The sequence below is a fragment of the Glaciimonas immobilis genome, assembly GCF_011947285.1.
In the GTDB taxonomy this organism is placed as follows: domain Bacteria; phylum Pseudomonadota; class Gammaproteobacteria; order Burkholderiales; family Burkholderiaceae_D; genus Glaciimonas; species Glaciimonas immobilis.
In genome coordinates, this window is record NZ_JAAOZT010000001.1 from 56,734 (window position 1) to 70,930 (window position 14,197).

General features: G+C 52.5%; 12 protein-coding genes. 11 read left to right on the forward strand and 1 reads right to left on the reverse strand.

Features of this window, described 5'->3' with window-relative positions:
- The first annotated feature begins 6 nt into the window (after positions 1-6).
- The 10 genes from murD (at position 7) to lpxC (ending at position 11,957) form a co-directional block, all read left to right on the forward strand.
- Positions 7-1,542, forward strand: a complete 1,536-nt coding sequence (gene murD, locus HAV38_RS00255; RefSeq protein WP_168051280.1) for a UDP-N-acetylmuramoyl-L-alanine--D-glutamate ligase — start codon at positions 7-9, stop codon at positions 1,540-1,542.
- A complete protein-coding gene (ftsW, locus tag HAV38_RS00260) occupies positions 1,539-2,789 on the forward strand; it encodes a putative lipid II flippase FtsW (RefSeq protein ID WP_168051282.1) in 1,251 nt (416 codons plus the stop codon). The genes murD and ftsW overlap by 4 nt, the downstream gene beginning before the upstream one ends.
- Complete coding sequence (murG, locus tag HAV38_RS00265) at positions 2,786-3,877, forward strand: undecaprenyldiphospho-muramoylpentapeptide beta-N-acetylglucosaminyltransferase (protein ID WP_168051284.1); 1,092 nt, start codon at positions 2,786-2,788, stop codon at positions 3,875-3,877. Before ftsW ends, murG begins: the two co-directional genes overlap by 4 nt.
- Positions 3,867-5,270, forward strand: a complete 1,404-nt coding sequence (murC, locus tag HAV38_RS00270; RefSeq protein ID WP_168051286.1) for a UDP-N-acetylmuramate--L-alanine ligase — start codon at positions 3,867-3,869, stop codon at positions 5,268-5,270. The genes murG and murC overlap by 11 nt, the downstream gene beginning before the upstream one ends.
- 63 nt (positions 5,271-5,333) lie before the next feature.
- Positions 5,334-6,320: a D-alanine--D-alanine ligase gene (locus HAV38_RS00275; protein ID WP_168051288.1), complete on the forward strand. Its 987-nt coding sequence runs from the start codon at positions 5,334-5,336 to the stop codon at positions 6,318-6,320.
- 107 nt (positions 6,321-6,427) lie between these two features.
- Positions 6,428-7,192: a cell division protein FtsQ/DivIB gene (locus HAV38_RS00280; protein ID WP_168051290.1), complete on the forward strand. Its 765-nt coding sequence runs from the start codon at positions 6,428-6,430 to the stop codon at positions 7,190-7,192.
- Positions 7,193-7,219: 27 nt separating this feature from the next.
- Positions 7,220-8,452, forward strand: coding sequence for a cell division protein FtsA (gene ftsA, locus HAV38_RS00285; RefSeq protein WP_168051292.1), 1,233 nt, complete (start codon positions 7,220-7,222; stop codon positions 8,450-8,452).
- A gap of 358 nt (positions 8,453-8,810) precedes the next feature.
- On the forward strand, positions 8,811-9,998 hold the full coding sequence (gene ftsZ / locus HAV38_RS00290; RefSeq protein WP_168051294.1) for a cell division protein FtsZ: 1,188 nt from the start codon (positions 8,811-8,813) through the stop codon (positions 9,996-9,998).
- Positions 9,999-10,326: 328 nt separating this feature from the next.
- Complete coding sequence (locus HAV38_RS00295; protein ID WP_168051296.1) at positions 10,327-10,830, forward strand: peroxiredoxin; 504 nt, start codon at positions 10,327-10,329, stop codon at positions 10,828-10,830.
- Between the two features lie 191 nt (positions 10,831-11,021).
- Positions 11,022-11,957 (forward strand): UDP-3-O-acyl-N-acetylglucosamine deacetylase, encoded by a 936-nt coding sequence (gene lpxC, locus HAV38_RS00300; RefSeq protein WP_168051960.1) that lies wholly within the window; start codon positions 11,022-11,024, stop codon positions 11,955-11,957.
- A gap of 343 nt (positions 11,958-12,300) precedes the next feature.
- On the opposite strand, the gene HAV38_RS00305 is transcribed toward lpxC, so the two are convergent.
- Positions 12,301-12,819, reverse strand: coding sequence for a hypothetical protein (locus HAV38_RS00305; protein WP_168051298.1), 519 nt, complete (start codon positions 12,817-12,819; stop codon positions 12,301-12,303).
- Positions 12,820-13,034: 215 nt separating this feature from the next.
- Between HAV38_RS00305 and HAV38_RS00310 the strand changes: the two genes are divergently transcribed.
- Positions 13,035-13,886: a M23 family metallopeptidase gene (locus tag HAV38_RS00310; protein ID WP_245182117.1), complete on the forward strand. Its 852-nt coding sequence runs from the start codon at positions 13,035-13,037 to the stop codon at positions 13,884-13,886.
- Positions 13,887-14,197: the final 311 nt, after the last annotated feature.

The window sequence follows — 14,197 nt, forward strand, 5'->3', positions numbered from 1 at the left end:
GTTGTAATGAATTACATCGGTAAACATGTTTTGGTGCTGGGACTGGGTGAATCCGGTCTGGCGATGGCGTTGTGGCTAGTGCGCTGCGGTGCCACGCTGCGTGTCGCGGATACGCGCGATTTGCGTGACTCGCCCGAACGTTTACTGCAATTGCAACAGGCGGTACCTGAGGTTGAATTTATCGGTGGCGCTGACGGTGGATGCTTTAACTCTCAATTGCTGGAAGGGATCGATTTTGTGGTCGTAAGTCCAGGCCTGGCACCGCATCGGGAGTTAAAAAACATTATTCCCGCCGCAGCGGTTGGTGAGATTCCGGTGTGGGGCGAAATTGAACTGTTTGCGCAAGCGTTGACCGCTTTGCGTGAGAGTCAGGAATATACACCGAAAGTGATTGCCATCACCGGCACCAACGGTAAAACCACCGTGACCAGTTTAACTGGCTTGCTATGTCAACGCGCCGGTTTAACGGTGCAGGTTGCGGGCAATATCAGTCCGGCAGCGCTAGACGTCCTGCGTACTTGTCTGGATGACGAGACGTTGCCGCAAGCGTGGGTATTAGAATTATCCAGTTTTCAGTTGCACACGACCTTTAGCCTGCAAGCAGATGTCGCCACGATATTGAACGTGACGCAAGATCATCTTGACTGGCATGGCGACATGGCGTGTTACGTTGCGGACAAGGCCCGTATTTTTGGCGAAAATACTATACGCGTGTTAAGCCGCGACGATCCATTCAGTATCCAAATGGCGAACGCCCAAAGTATCACGTTTGGTGTCGATGAGCCACTACAGGCAAATTGTTTCGGGCTGACCAACGAGAATGGAATGCAGTGGTTAGTCGTAGCGGCAGAGGTCGCAGACGAAAACGAAAAAAAGCGCGGCAAAAAACATTTGGTGGAAGCGTTGCCGATTAGCATCAAACGCCTGATGCCAGCCGATGCCTTACGGATTCGCGGTCAGCATAATGCTGCCAACGCATTATCAGCCCTCGCGCTAGGACGGGCAATCGGATTGCCATTTGCTGCGTTGCTGCATGGTTTGCGCGAATATCGCGGCGAACCGCACCGGGTAGAGCTTGTTGCCAGTATCGATAATGTCGAGTTTTATGATGACAGTAAGGGCACAAATGTTGGCGCGACAGTGGCGGCCTTGAATGGTTTGGGCCGTGGCCCGGACGGCGGTGCAAGCGCCAATCGACTGGTCCTCATCGCTGGGGGAGAAGGCAAAGGGCAAGACTTCACGCCATTGGCAGAACCATTGGCACGCTATGGACGTGCACTTATATTGATTGGTCACGATGCCGATGCGATTCGCCATGCGGTCAATAGCGCGTTGCTGGATGCAAGTATCGATATCGTTGATTGCGACACGCTAGAGCAAGCAGTTCAACGTGCAGCTGAGTTTGCCCATCCTGGTGACGCCGTGCTGCTGTCACCTGCGTGCGCCAGCTTTGACATGTTCCGTAACTATGCGCACCGTGCTGAGGTTTTTGTAGCCGAAGTGCGTCAATTAGCGCTGGCGCGTGGTGAGGTAAGCCTATGAAACTCGCTTTCCCATTCTTTTCGGGGAAGAGCGATAAGCCTGCGGATAAGCCGCGGGTGCCGGTGCGTATGCGTTCGGCTGATGGCAGTCAGCCGGGCGTTCAACGGTCCAAAATGATGGAATACGATCAGCCGTTGGTATGGGTCGTCGTGTTGTTAATGCTACTTGGTCTGGTGATGGTGTATTCGGCCTCTATTGCGTTACCGGACTCGCCTAAGTACGCGAGCTATAAAAGCTATAATTTTTTACTCCGCCAGGCAATTTTTATCTGTGTCTCGATGGTTGCCGGATTTGTGACATTTCGTATCCGCATCGCGACCTGGCAGCGATGGGCACCGTACCTGTTTGTGATTACGCTGGTGTTGCTGGCGATGGTGCTGGTGCCGGGTCTGGGTAAGGGCGTGAATGGTGCCAAGCGCTGGTTATCGTTCCGTGTTTTCAATTTACAGCCTTCTGAATTAATGAAGCTGTTTATCGTCTTGTACGCCGCCAATTACACCGTCCGTAAACAAGAAGTAATGCACAAGCTGACCAAAGGTTTTCTGCCGATGACGGTAGCGGTCGGGGTCGTCGGATTACTGCTGATGCTGGAGCCGGATCTGGGTGCGCTCGGTGTGATCGTGTGTATCGCGATGGGCATTTTGTTTTTGGGCGGGATTAACGGAATCTGGTTTGGCGGCATTACGGCGATGTTAGTGGCAATGTTCTCGTTGGTCATCTGGTTATCACCATGGCGCCGTGAGCGGATCTTTGCTTACCTGAATCCATGGGATCAAGAGAATGCATTGGGCAAGGCATACCAGCTTTCGCACTCATTGATTGCATTCGGGCGTGGCGAGATATTCGGTGTCGGATTGGGTGGTAGCGTTGAAAAATTGCATTATTTGCCCGAAGCACACACCGACTTTTTACTGGCGGTGATCGGCGAAGAATTGGGATTCGTTGGCGTCGTGGCGGTGGTCATTATGTTTTACTGGATTATCAAACGCGCGTTTGAGATCGGTCGTCAGGCGATTGCCATGGAACAGGTTTTTGCCGGATTAACTGCCAAAGGTATCGGCATCTGGATAGGCGTGCAGACCTTTATCAACATGGGCGTCAATTTAGGATTGTTGCCGACCAAAGGGTTGACCTTGCCACTGATGAGTTACGGCGGTTCAGGCGTGTTGATTAATTGTATTGGATTAGCGATTTTGCTGAGAATTGATTACGAGAACAGAGTCATGATGCGCGGGGGCCGACAATGAAAAAATTGTTGATCATGGCCGCTGGCACGGGCGGGCATATTTTCCCGGGTCTGGCCATTGCAGCGACCATGCGCCAACGCGGTTGGCAAGTGTCGTGGCTCGGAACAACCCATGGCATGGAAGGCGATCTGGTACCGCAGCACGATATTGAAATGGATCGCATCACGTTCTCAGGAATGCGCGGCAAAGGCCTTGCCCACACCTTGCGCGGCGCATGGCGTTTGTTGGCTAGCTTTCCCGCATGTTTTAATTTTATTGGACGGCGCAAGCCGGACGTTGTGCTGGGAATGGGCGGTTACGTCACAGTGCCTGGTGGCGTGATGGCGCGTTTGCGGGGTGTCCCGTTGGTATTAGTGAATGCCGACGCCGCATTGTTGTTGTCGAATAAGTTATTAGCCCCGCTGGCCCGTCGCGTACTGTTCGGATTGCCAACTGAGTTTGTGGGCACCGCGGATAAAGCCCTGGTGACCGGCAATCCGGTGCGCCAGGAAATCATGCAGTTGCCTTTGCCGGAGCAACGTTACAGCGGTCGTATCGGGCCGCTCCGTTTGTTAGTGGTGGGCGGCAGCTTAGGTGCCAAGGCGCTCAACGACTGCATGCCCGCCGCACTGGCACTGATGCCCGTTGCGGTGCGTCCCAGCGTGACCCATCAGTCCGGCAAGCAGCACATTGCCGCATTGCAGGCAGCGTACAAGGTGGCAGGTGTAGTCGCAGAAGTAGTCGCTTTTATCGATGACATGCCGCGTCGGTATGCCGATGCCGATCTGGTTGTGTGCCGCGCCGGTGCGATTACGGTGTCGGAACTGACCGCGGCCGGTGTCGCCAGTGTATTGATTCCGTTCGTCGCATCAACCACTTCGCATCAGCGCGACAACGCACGTTGGATGGCTACCAAAGAGGCAGCAATTCATTTAAAGCAAAGTGACTTAAGTAAGGAACGTTTGTCTGGATTGCTGACGCGCATGACGCGTCACGATTGCCAGTTGATGGCACAGGCAGCGTATGAAATCGGCCGCCGCGATGCGAACCAATCCATCGCACAGGTCCTCGAAGAATGTGCAAGTCCCGAAAGCAGTCATGAAACATAAAGTAAAAAATATTCATTTTGTTGGTATCGGCGGCTCCGGAATGAGCGGCATTGCCGAGGTATTGCTGAACCTGGGCTATACCGTGTCCGGCTCCGATCTCAGCTGCAACGCTGCGACCCGCCGTTTAGCCAAGTTAGGTGCTAACGTCATTTTGGGCCACGCCGCCGAAAACATTAAAAACGCCAATGCCATCGTCACTTCGACGGCAGTCAAGGCAGACAACCCGGAAGTTGTCGCCGGGCGTGAGCAACATATTCCGATCGTGCCGCGTGCGATGATGCTGGCCGAATTAATGCGCCTCAAGCGCGGTATTGCCATTGCCGGTACGCACGGCAAAACCACGACCACCAGTCTGGTTGCGAGCGTGCTGGCCGAAGGTGGCCTGGATCCAACCTTTGTCATCGGTGGTCGCCTGACCAGTGCCGGGGCCAACGCTAAATTAGGTTCCGGCGACTTTATCGTTGCCGAGGCGGACGAGTCAGATGCCTCTTTTTTGAATTTAACGCCCGTGATTGAGGTCATCACCAACATCGACGCCGATCATATGGAAACCTATGATCACGATTTTAATAAATTAAAACAGGCATTCGTTGAGTTCACCACGCGTTTGCCGTTTTACGGGGTCGCAGTACTGTGCATAGATGACGCCAATGTGCGCGACATCATGCCGCAAATATCAAAGCCGATCACCACGTATGGTTTCCACGCAGAAGCACAAGTGCGCGCCATCGATGCCAGGCCGGTCGCCGGCTATATGCAATTTACCGTGATTCAGGACGGTTATGCACCGATGCCGATCAGCCTTAACCAGCCGGGTATGCATAACGTTCAGAACGCCTGCGCTGCCGTAGCTATCGCACGTGAACTCGGCGTTGCCGACGCAGCGATTCAAAAAGCGCTGACTGAATTCCACGGCGTGGGCCGTCGCTTTACGCGCTACGGCGAGATCCCTTTGCCAGCCCCAGCCGCCACCGGCAGCTACACATTGGTGGATGACTACGGTCATCATCCGGTGGAAACCATCGCCACGATTTCTGCTGCGCGTGGTGCATATCCCGGACGTCGGCTAGTACTGGCATTCCAGCCGCATCGTTATACGCGAACGCGTGATTTATTTGAAGATTTTGTGAAGGTTTTATCTAGCGTCGATGTGCTGGTGCTGGCAGAGGTGTATGCCGCCGGTGAAACGCCTATCGTCGCCGCCGACGGACGTGCGCTGGCACATGCCTTGCGTGTAGCAGGGATGGGCGAACTGGTCTTCGTTGAAAATATTGCCGATATGCACGCCGCAATTGTCAACATAGTGCGTGATGGCGACGTTGTAATGACCATGGGTGCGGGTTCCATCAGCGCGGTACCCGCGCAGTTGGTGAATCAGACGGCGTCGGATTAAGTAGCGGCCAGGTAATACGAAAGATGGTGCAGTAACCAATATAGCGAGCACAAGCAGAGCAAAATGAGCGAAAAAAAGATGGCAACGGAATTCGGAAAAGTCGGCGTCCTGTTCGGTGGGCGTTCGGCTGAGCGCGAGGTGTCGATCATGTCTGGCAACGGCGTGGTCCAGGCTCTGCAAAGTAAGGGTATCGACGCGCATGCGTTTGATCCGGCAGAACGTAGTCTGGCAGAACTGGCTGCCGAAAATTTTGACCGCGTGTTCATCGCCTTGCATGGACGTTTCGGCGAGGACGGCACGCTTCAGGGCGCATTAGAGCAATTGGGGATTCCTTATACCGGCCCCGGCGTCATGGCATCCGCGATTGCGATGGATAAAGTGATGAGCAAGCGCGTCTGGCAAAGTTTTGAATTGCCGACGCCGCGATTTTTGGTATTGGACACAAGCACGGTGACCAGTGAAGAATTGCGTCAGTTACCCGATGCCCTAGGTTTGCCATTGATGTTAAAAGCCCCGCATGAAGGCTCCACAATTGGCATCAGCAAGGTAACGGGATACGCAGATATCGAAGCGGGCTTCGCATTGTGTGCAAAATACGATGAGGTCGTCCTGGCGGAAGAGTTTATCGCCGGGCGTGAGCTGACCGTGCCGGTATTAGGAGTCGGACGTAACGCCCGTGCGTTACCGATTGTCGAGATTCGGGCACCGGACGGCAATTACGATTATCAGCACAAATATTTCACCAACGACACCCAATATCTATGCCCTGCGCCGTTGGACGACGCATTGACGCTGCGGATTCAGGCGCTGGCCGTGCAAGCCTTTAATGCGCTGGGCTGCAAAGGTTGGGCACGCGTTGACTTCATGTTGCGCGACACCGATAACGCGCCATTCCTGTTGGAAATCAATACGTCGCCGGGCATGACCGGTCACTCTTTGGTGCCAATGTCTGCTAAACAGGAAGGTTCTAGTTACGAAGAATTATGTGTTGAAATATTGGCATCGGCGGGTCTGGAACTGCAGCATTCGGATAAAAGGATGCTGGGCTGATTAAGGTCAGAAGTGGTAACAAATTTGGTGCAGTGTAAAAAAATTGAAGACCAAAGTAGCGCAAAATTAAATATGCTTTGTAACCGTTCGCAATAAAGACAGCAATTATGTGGCAAGACATCAAAATATTGAATGCGACCTCCAACGCTTTATTCGGCCTGGCCCTGCTCGCCTTGATGGCGGGCGGAGCCTGGTGGCTGGCGCAGCGACCGATGTTTGCGCTGAAGGTGATACGGGTTGAGAGTGCTGAAAAAAGCGACTTGCGGCGGGTTAATCCATTGACCATCCGTGCGAGCGCTCTGCCGCGCATCAAGGGCAATTTTTTTACCGCAAATCTGGATTCAGTACGGGTGGCGTTTGAGTCCGTGCCTTGGGTGCGTAAGGCATCTGTCCAACGCGAGTGGCCGAATCAACTGGTGGTCACGATTGAAGAGCATCAACCGCTGGGAACCTGGGACGACGATGGACGATTATTGTCAGTAAAAGGTGACTTGTTTATCGCCAATCTGGACGAGGCCGAAGAAGATGGCGAGTTGTTGAAGTTCGGTGGTCCAAACGGTAGCGAAAAAGACGTGCTTGCGCGCTTTGCCGATTTTCAGAAATGGTTTGCGCCAATCAAACTGACGCCGACCGATGTGGAACTTTCACCACGCTATGCGTGGAGCGTTAAATTGAATAACGGCATGACCGTGGCGTTAGGACGAGAACAAACCAGGGCGACCTTGCATGATCGGGTCAATCGACTGATAGAAATTTATCCGCAATTGCTGGCGCGTTTGCAGGACCGAATTGAAAGCGTGGATATGCGTTATCCGAATGGTCTGGCATTAAAGGCTAGTAGCCTTGGTGCTGAACTGAACAATAAAAAATAATAAGCAAAAAATAATAAGCGGAAAATTATGACCAAAGACGCAAAAAACTTGATCGTAGGCCTCGACATCGGCACCTCTAAAGTGGTGGCTGTGGTAGCGGAAGTGCTACCCGACGGACGGCATGAAGTGATCGGTCTCGGCCAGCACGAGTCCAGAGGTTTAAAGAAAGGAGTCGTCGTCAACATTGAGGCCACGGTTGAGTCTATCCAGCGCGCGCTGGAAGAGGCCGAACTGATGGCCGACTGCAAGATTCGTAACGTGTATACCGGTATCGCCGGTAGTCATATACGCAGCTTCAATTCCAGTGGCATGGTAGCGATCAAAGACAAAGAAGTGACCGCTGCCGATGTGTCGCGCGTGATTGAAACCGCTAAGGCCGTCAACATCCCCACCGATCAGCAATTGCTCCATACCGTGCCGCAGGAATTTATCGTTGATAGTCAGGACGATGTGCGTGAACCAATTGGAATGAGCGGTATCCGATTAGAGGTGAAGGTCCATATTGTCACCGGCGCTGTGTCGGCGGTCCAGAACATCGTTAAATGCGTGCGTCGTTGCGGGCTGGAAGTGTCCGACCTTATTTTGCAACCGATGGCTTCAGCCGATGCGGTCCTGACCAATGATGAAAAAGAACTCGGCGTCGTGTTGGTGGATATTGGTGGCGGCACGACCGATGTTGCGGTATTTACGGAAGGCGCAATTCGTCACACCGCGGTGATTCCGATTGCAGGCGATCAGATTACCAATGATATCGCGATGGCGTTGCGCACACCGACGGCGGAGGCAGAAGAAATTAAATTGCGCTACGGCGTCGCTAAACAGATTTTGGCTGATCCAGGCGAAACGCTGGAAGTGCCGGGGCTGGGTGATCGTAACTCGCGCACCTTGTCGCGTCAGGCGCTGGCGGCAGTCATTGAGCCACGGGTTGAAGAATTATTCGCGCTAGTGCATCAAGTCGTGCGGGAGTCAGGCTACGAAGAAGTGCTCTCAAGCGGCATCGTATTGACCGGCGGATCGGCACTCATGCCCGGCATGATTGAACTGGCCGAAGATATTTTTTTGAAACCCGCACGTTTGGGTACGCCGCATTACAACGGCCAGTTGGCCGATGTAGTGCGCAGTCCGCGCTATTCAACGGTATTGGGTTTGCTGCTGGAAGCCAAAAAGCAATATCTGCGCGGCTACATCGTGACACGCCAGGAGGGTTCGGCTAAAGCGGTCTGGCAGCGGATGAAAGAATGGTTTTTGGGTAATTTTTAGATTTTTGAAACGGCGCTAACGGTACCCGTGGAAAAGTTCTGAAACGGTAAGCTCCGGGATGCAGCGCAAAGTGAATATGAGTAGCCGAAGTGTCAATTTCAGGTAATAGTTTTGGGTTGCAATTCGGTAAGTGGATGTCGGTGGCAATTTGGGTAGCAAAGCAGTCAGCAACTAAAGCAGGTCAGGCAGTCGGGTAAGTAACAAAGAGGTGTCGGTAGAGTAATCGCAGGAAATGTGGAATAAATTATTTTAAATTGGTCTTGTTAATGTTGTTTGTGTAACGCGCAGTGGTCAGTTGCCAGGCATCACACCGCGTGATGCCTATTGACTGGATGCTGCAACTTTATAAGGAAACATCATGGAAATCGATATGCTTGACAATGCAACGCTGGGTACCGTGATTAAAGTCGTTGGCGTTGGTGGCGCTGGTGGCAATGCGGTTCAGCACATGATTAACAAAGGTGTATCGGGAGTCGAGTTTATCGCTGCGAACACTGATGCACAGGCGTTGAAACACTCAAAGGCGCACAATGTAATTCAGATCGGTGAAACCGGACTGGGTGCGGGGATGAAGCCGGAAGTCGGTCGCAAACTGGCCGAAGAATCACGCGCACGCATCGAAGATGCGCTGCGTGGGGCGCACATGGTATTTATCGCCGCCGGTATGGGTGGTGGTACTGGTACTGGAGCTGCGCCAGTGGTCGCGCAGATCGCCAAAGAACTTGGTGCGTTGACAGTGGCCGTCGTGTCCAAGCCGTTCTCGTATGAAGGTCAGAAGTGCATGGACCTCGCCGACGAAGGTCTGGAAGCGCTGTCACAGCACGTTGACTCGCTGATCATCATCCTCAATGAAAAACTGGAAGAGATCTACGAAGACGACAGTATGGTGGAATGGCTGGAACACGCCGATGATGTCCTCAACAATGCCGTTGCCGGGATCGCAGAAATCATCAACGTACCGGGTCATATCAATGTCGACTTTAATGACGTGAAAACGATCATGGGCGAACAAGGCAAGGCAATGATGGGTACAGCCACTGCGCACGGCGTTGATCGTGCGCGCCTGGCGGCAGAGCAAGCGGTTGCGTCACCGTTGCTGGACGGCATCGATTTATCCGGCGCACGTGGGGTATTGGTCAACGTCACCGCAAGTCGTAGCCTCAAGGGTAAAGAAATCAAAGAAGTCATGGCGACCGTGCGGGCATTTGCAGCACCGGATGCATCGATTGCGCAAGGGATCGCGTACGATGAAACCATGGGCGACGATATCCGCGTCACCGTGGTCGCGACTGGTCTTGGCCGCGCACGCAAATCAGTGCAACTGGTCCAGCCGCAAATGCTGCGCACAGGCACGCATAATGAGCCGATGATGCAGCATGGTCACGCCAATGGCCATTCGGTTGGGCACGGTAGTTCAGGGTTTGACGGGATGAAAGCGCCAGCAGTATGGCGTCGTGAATCGGCTTCTGACACGGTGCGGGCACTGGAGAAAAATGGCATGGAAACTTATGACATTCCGGCCTTCTTGCGCAAGCAGGCAGACTAAGCAGAGCAGATTGGATTATCTGCAGCAAGGGCGATTATAGAAGGGCATCTTAAACGGTGCCTACCTATCACAACGCCCTGCAGAAACCTGCGGAACAAGGCATACTTAAGAACGTCGCGTCCTTTTTGGCGCGGCGTTTTTTTTCAATCAATTTTTTGGTCGTGGCAGTGCAAGCAGGCGCACGTATTTTTCGGCGAGGGCGCAAAAGTGTGCGGGCATTATTCGACTCGTTGCGCCCTCGGTGTGTCGTTCGCTCAACTTTTCACTTACTCGCGCTCGCTCACCTACTCGATCAGCTGCTCAAACAACTCTTTAAAGGACAAATATCATGACAATCAAAATCGGCGACACCTTGCCTGAAGGCCAACTGGCAGAATTTATTGAAACCGAGACTGAAGGTTGCGCTCTGGGACCAAATACTTTTAATGTCAGAGATCTTGTCAAGGGCAAAAAGATTGCATTGTTCGCAGTGCCTGGTGCATTCACCCCAACTTGTTCGGCCAAGCATCTGCCGGGTTACGTGAAGTTCGCCGCCGAATTCAAAGCCAAAGGCGTGGATGAAATCTGGGCCATCTCGGTGAATGATGCATTCGTCATGGGTGCATGGGGCCGCGATCAAAAGGCGACCAACATCGTGCGCCTGCTCGCCGATGGCAATGCCGCTTTCGTCAAGGCGCTTGGTCTGGATGCCGACTACAGCAAATCCGGGATGGGGACGCGTTCCCAGCGGTTTTCTGCTTACATTGATGATGGCGTGGTCAAACAACTCAATGTAGAAGCGCCTAAGACGTTTGAAGTATCAACGGCTGAAGTATTGTTGTCGCAAATATAACTTTGTAGCGCTTTGTTATTTTTTCTTAAAGAATGACCTGAAGACGGCGCGGAATACGCCGTTTTTTATATGTCCGGGTTAAGCTACCTGAAAAAAGCCAGATATTTTTTAAGCGTCGAATCCGTGTCGTTTATCCCACAAGTCAACACATGGTTACAGTTGATAATTTCGGTAACATCTATAATGGCGATATGTTGAAACAACGCACTATTAAAAAACTCGTCAAAACCATCGGTATCGGCTTGCATTCCGGCACCAAGGTGGAACTGACTTTGCGCCCCGCAGCGATAAATACCGGGATTGTGTTCAGACGGATTGATCTCGATCCCGTCATTGATTTTCCGGCGTCGGCCACCGGGGTCGGCGATACACGCATGGCTTCAGTGCTTTCCAAAGATGGTCAACGGGTATCTACGGTCGAACATTTACTCTCCGCTTGCGCCGGTCTGGGGATCGATAATTTGTACGTCGATCTGACTGCGGAAGAAATTCCCATCATGGATGGATCGGCAACATCTTTTGTGTTTTTGCTGCAGCAAGCAGGGCTGGAAGAACAGGGCGCTGCCAAGAAATTCATTCGCGTCAAAAAGAGCGTAGAAGTCCGGGAAGGGCAGGGCGACAAGGAAAAGTGGGCGCGGCTGGATCCGTTTGATGGCTTCAAGCTCAAGTTTTTTATTGAGTTCCATCATCCCGCTGTTGATGGTACAGGCCAGACCGCTGAGGTTGACTTCAGTATAGAGTCTTACGTCAAAGAAATCGCCCGGGCGCGTACTTTTGGCTTTATGCAGGATGTCGAGACTTTACGCGGGATGGGGTTGGCGCGTGGCGGCTCGCTGGAAAATGCGATTGTCATGGATGAGTATCGGATACTTAATAGTGATGGTTTGCGCTATGAAAATGAATTTGTTCGGCATAAGATTTTGGATGCCATCGGGGATTTGTATTTGATTGGGCATCCGTTGTTGGCTAGCTATACCGCGCATAAGTCGGGTCATGCGATGAATAATCAGTTGCTGCGGGCGCTTTTGGCGCAGCCTGATGCTTATGAGATTGTTAGTTTTGAGAATTTGTCTTCTGCGCCGGAGACTTATCAGAGGCAGGTGGAGCAGGAGTGGGCGCTGAATTAATCGGACTGTTCGATTGGTGGTAACTTAGAAGGTTACTGCTCCGTGGATGCTGGTCGGGGGCGGCCCGACACCCGGTCACTTTTTTTTGCTTCGCCAAAAAGAAGTAACCAAAAAAAAGGCGACCGCAGAGGCGTCGCCCGCCGTTGGCGGGTCCCCGATTATTTCGACTATCAGTCGGGTCGAAATACCAACTCGCTGGCGCTCAAACATGGTTTCCGACAATTCCCGCCTGACAGCCGAAATAACCTGCAACGCCTATGACGGGGTAGGTCAACTTCAACGGCAACTTCAACCGCAACCGCAACCGCAACCGCAACCGCAAACTATATCGGCGGTTGATCATTTATTTCCGCGACTGTTCTTCTTTATACCTTCTTACCAGTGATGCCAGTGCGGCTTTCAGGGCTTCGTTGCGGGGGGAGGATTCTAGTGTGCTTGCCAGGGTATCGAATGCGGAGACTGCTTGGGGCGTCAGGCTGAATTGTTTTACAGGGGTTAGTTTTTGCAATTTTTGGCTTACTTGCACTTTGATTCGGATTCCATTAACCTGCCAGTTCTCTGTGAGCAAGTAATTCTGCAGTTTTGGCAGTTGCTGTTTCAGTTTTGTCGCCAACGCGGCATTTGGGGCCGATAACACTAGTTGGCCGCCTTCAAAATGCAATACTTCGCATGCCTCGAACATGTTTGGTAATCCGGCGGCACATTGCTTTTGTAACGCCGCCATACGCGTGAGTGTGGGTAGCAAGGCGGCCATTTTGTCGTTGCCGCGCAGAAAATCGGCGGCCTCTCTGGACACCGATTTGGAAAAATTTGAGCCGGTCGGCCCTTGCCCAAAAGTAGAGGAAAATGAGAGTTTGCGCATAATGAAACGATATCACACCTGCCGCGCTAAGGGCCAGCGATCCCGCCTGTCTGAATGGTCGCGATGCAAGTAATCCTGTTACATCCGCGCTTTTCCCGCGCTAAGTCGATCACCTTGGACGCGCGTCATGTCACGCTGCTGGTTGTCCTGTTTGTTGGGCAGTGTTATTAGCGACTGCGCTGGTTTATTTTTTGACATTTCGCTATGCGTCCAGTATGCATATTCCGTTTATCCGAAGTCCTCTGGCAACTGAAAGCGGTCATCCATCGGAAAATGAGCAATATCTGAAAGAAAATCTGGCTGCCATGGCGATCAAGTTGGGACAGATGCAGGCGCAGTTGTTTCGATTGGATGCGCTCGGGGAGCGGGTTCAGGGGCTGTCGGGCGTGAAGCCGGAAGAATTTAACTTCAAACAGATGCCAGGCACCGGCGGGTCCAACCCATCCACCGCTGGAGACCGCATGTCGCCTGCTTCAAATTCTCACGGATTTAAATCTCCTGCATTTAATTCTCATTCCTTAAACATGTCGGAATTGCAAATAGCGCTCGATGCCATGTCACGCGACATCGGTCATCGTGCTGACTATATGGACGTGGTTGAAACGACGCTGATGAGCGACAAGATCAAGGCAAAGTTATTGCCGACCAATCAACCGGTCTCCTCCAATTACAATTCCTCAAGTTTTGGTTGGCGTCTGGACCCGTTCTCGGGCCGGAGTGCTTTTCATGAAGGGTTGGATTTTCCCGCGGTAACTGGTGCACCCATCGTTGCCGCCGCTGCGGGCGTGGTGATCGCGGCCGAATTGCACCCGGCGTATGGCAATATGCTGGATATCGATCATGGCAATGATATCGTAACGCGCTACGCCCATACCTCCATATTGCTGGTAAAGGTCGGGGATATTGTACGACGCGGTCAGCACATTGCCGATGTCGGCAATACGGGGCGATCAACCGGACCACATCTGCATTTCGAGGTCAGAATCAAGGGCAGCGCCCAGGATCCGCGTAAATTCCTTGCCGCGGGTACGGATCAGGCCAAGATGGCAGCGCTCATCGGTAATTAGTTGTTTTTTGACCTTATTGGCCGATAGCAGGCGATTCATCTGCGTAAATTGAGGCAACTGGGCATTGTTTCCTAGTGCATAACCCCAACCTGTCGAAGCACGCATGATAAAATCTCTCACTTAATTATTAAAGTCGGGAAGTACAGCCGCACTTTTAGCTGTAGTTTAAGTGAATCTCCCGACTCGCTTGCATTGTGTACGCTTCGCTTGCCTTTACTTTTAGGGTTCGCGCTTCGCCCTTACGTTAATGGTGGAATTAACTGAAGTTGTTTTGTGGAAACGCACAACATTTTCGACGCCTTTTTTTAGAA

What these genes read in the sequence shown, in the direction of transcription:
- murD (WP_168051280.1), top strand. Translation starts at nt 7, where the DNA reads ATGAATTACATCGGTAAACATGTTTTGGTGCTGGGACTGGGTGAATCC.
- ftsW (WP_168051282.1), top strand. Translation starts at nt 1,539, where the DNA reads ATGAAACTCGCTTTCCCATTCTTTTCGGGGAAGAGCGATAAGCCTGCG.
- murG (WP_168051284.1), top strand. Translation starts at nt 2,786, where the DNA reads ATGAAAAAATTGTTGATCATGGCCGCTGGCACGGGCGGGCATATTTTC.
- murC (WP_168051286.1), top strand. Translation starts at nt 3,867, where the DNA reads ATGAAACATAAAGTAAAAAATATTCATTTTGTTGGTATCGGCGGCTCC.
- HAV38_RS00275 (WP_168051288.1), top strand. Translation starts at nt 5,334, where the DNA reads ATGAGCGAAAAAAAGATGGCAACGGAATTCGGAAAAGTCGGCGTCCTG.
- HAV38_RS00280 (WP_168051290.1), top strand. Translation starts at nt 6,428, where the DNA reads ATGTGGCAAGACATCAAAATATTGAATGCGACCTCCAACGCTTTATTC.
- ftsA (WP_168051292.1), top strand. Translation starts at nt 7,220, where the DNA reads ATGACCAAAGACGCAAAAAACTTGATCGTAGGCCTCGACATCGGCACC.
- ftsZ (WP_168051294.1), top strand. Translation starts at nt 8,811, where the DNA reads ATGGAAATCGATATGCTTGACAATGCAACGCTGGGTACCGTGATTAAA.
- HAV38_RS00295 (WP_168051296.1), top strand. Translation starts at nt 10,327, where the DNA reads ATGACAATCAAAATCGGCGACACCTTGCCTGAAGGCCAACTGGCAGAA.
- lpxC (WP_168051960.1), top strand. Translation starts at nt 11,022, where the DNA reads ATGTTGAAACAACGCACTATTAAAAAACTCGTCAAAACCATCGGTATC.
- HAV38_RS00305 (WP_168051298.1), bottom strand. Translation starts at nt 12,819, where the DNA reads ATGCGCAAACTCTCATTTTCCTCTACTTTTGGGCAAGGGCCGACCGGC.
- HAV38_RS00310 (WP_245182117.1), top strand. Translation starts at nt 13,035, where the DNA reads ATGCATATTCCGTTTATCCGAAGTCCTCTGGCAACTGAAAGCGGTCAT.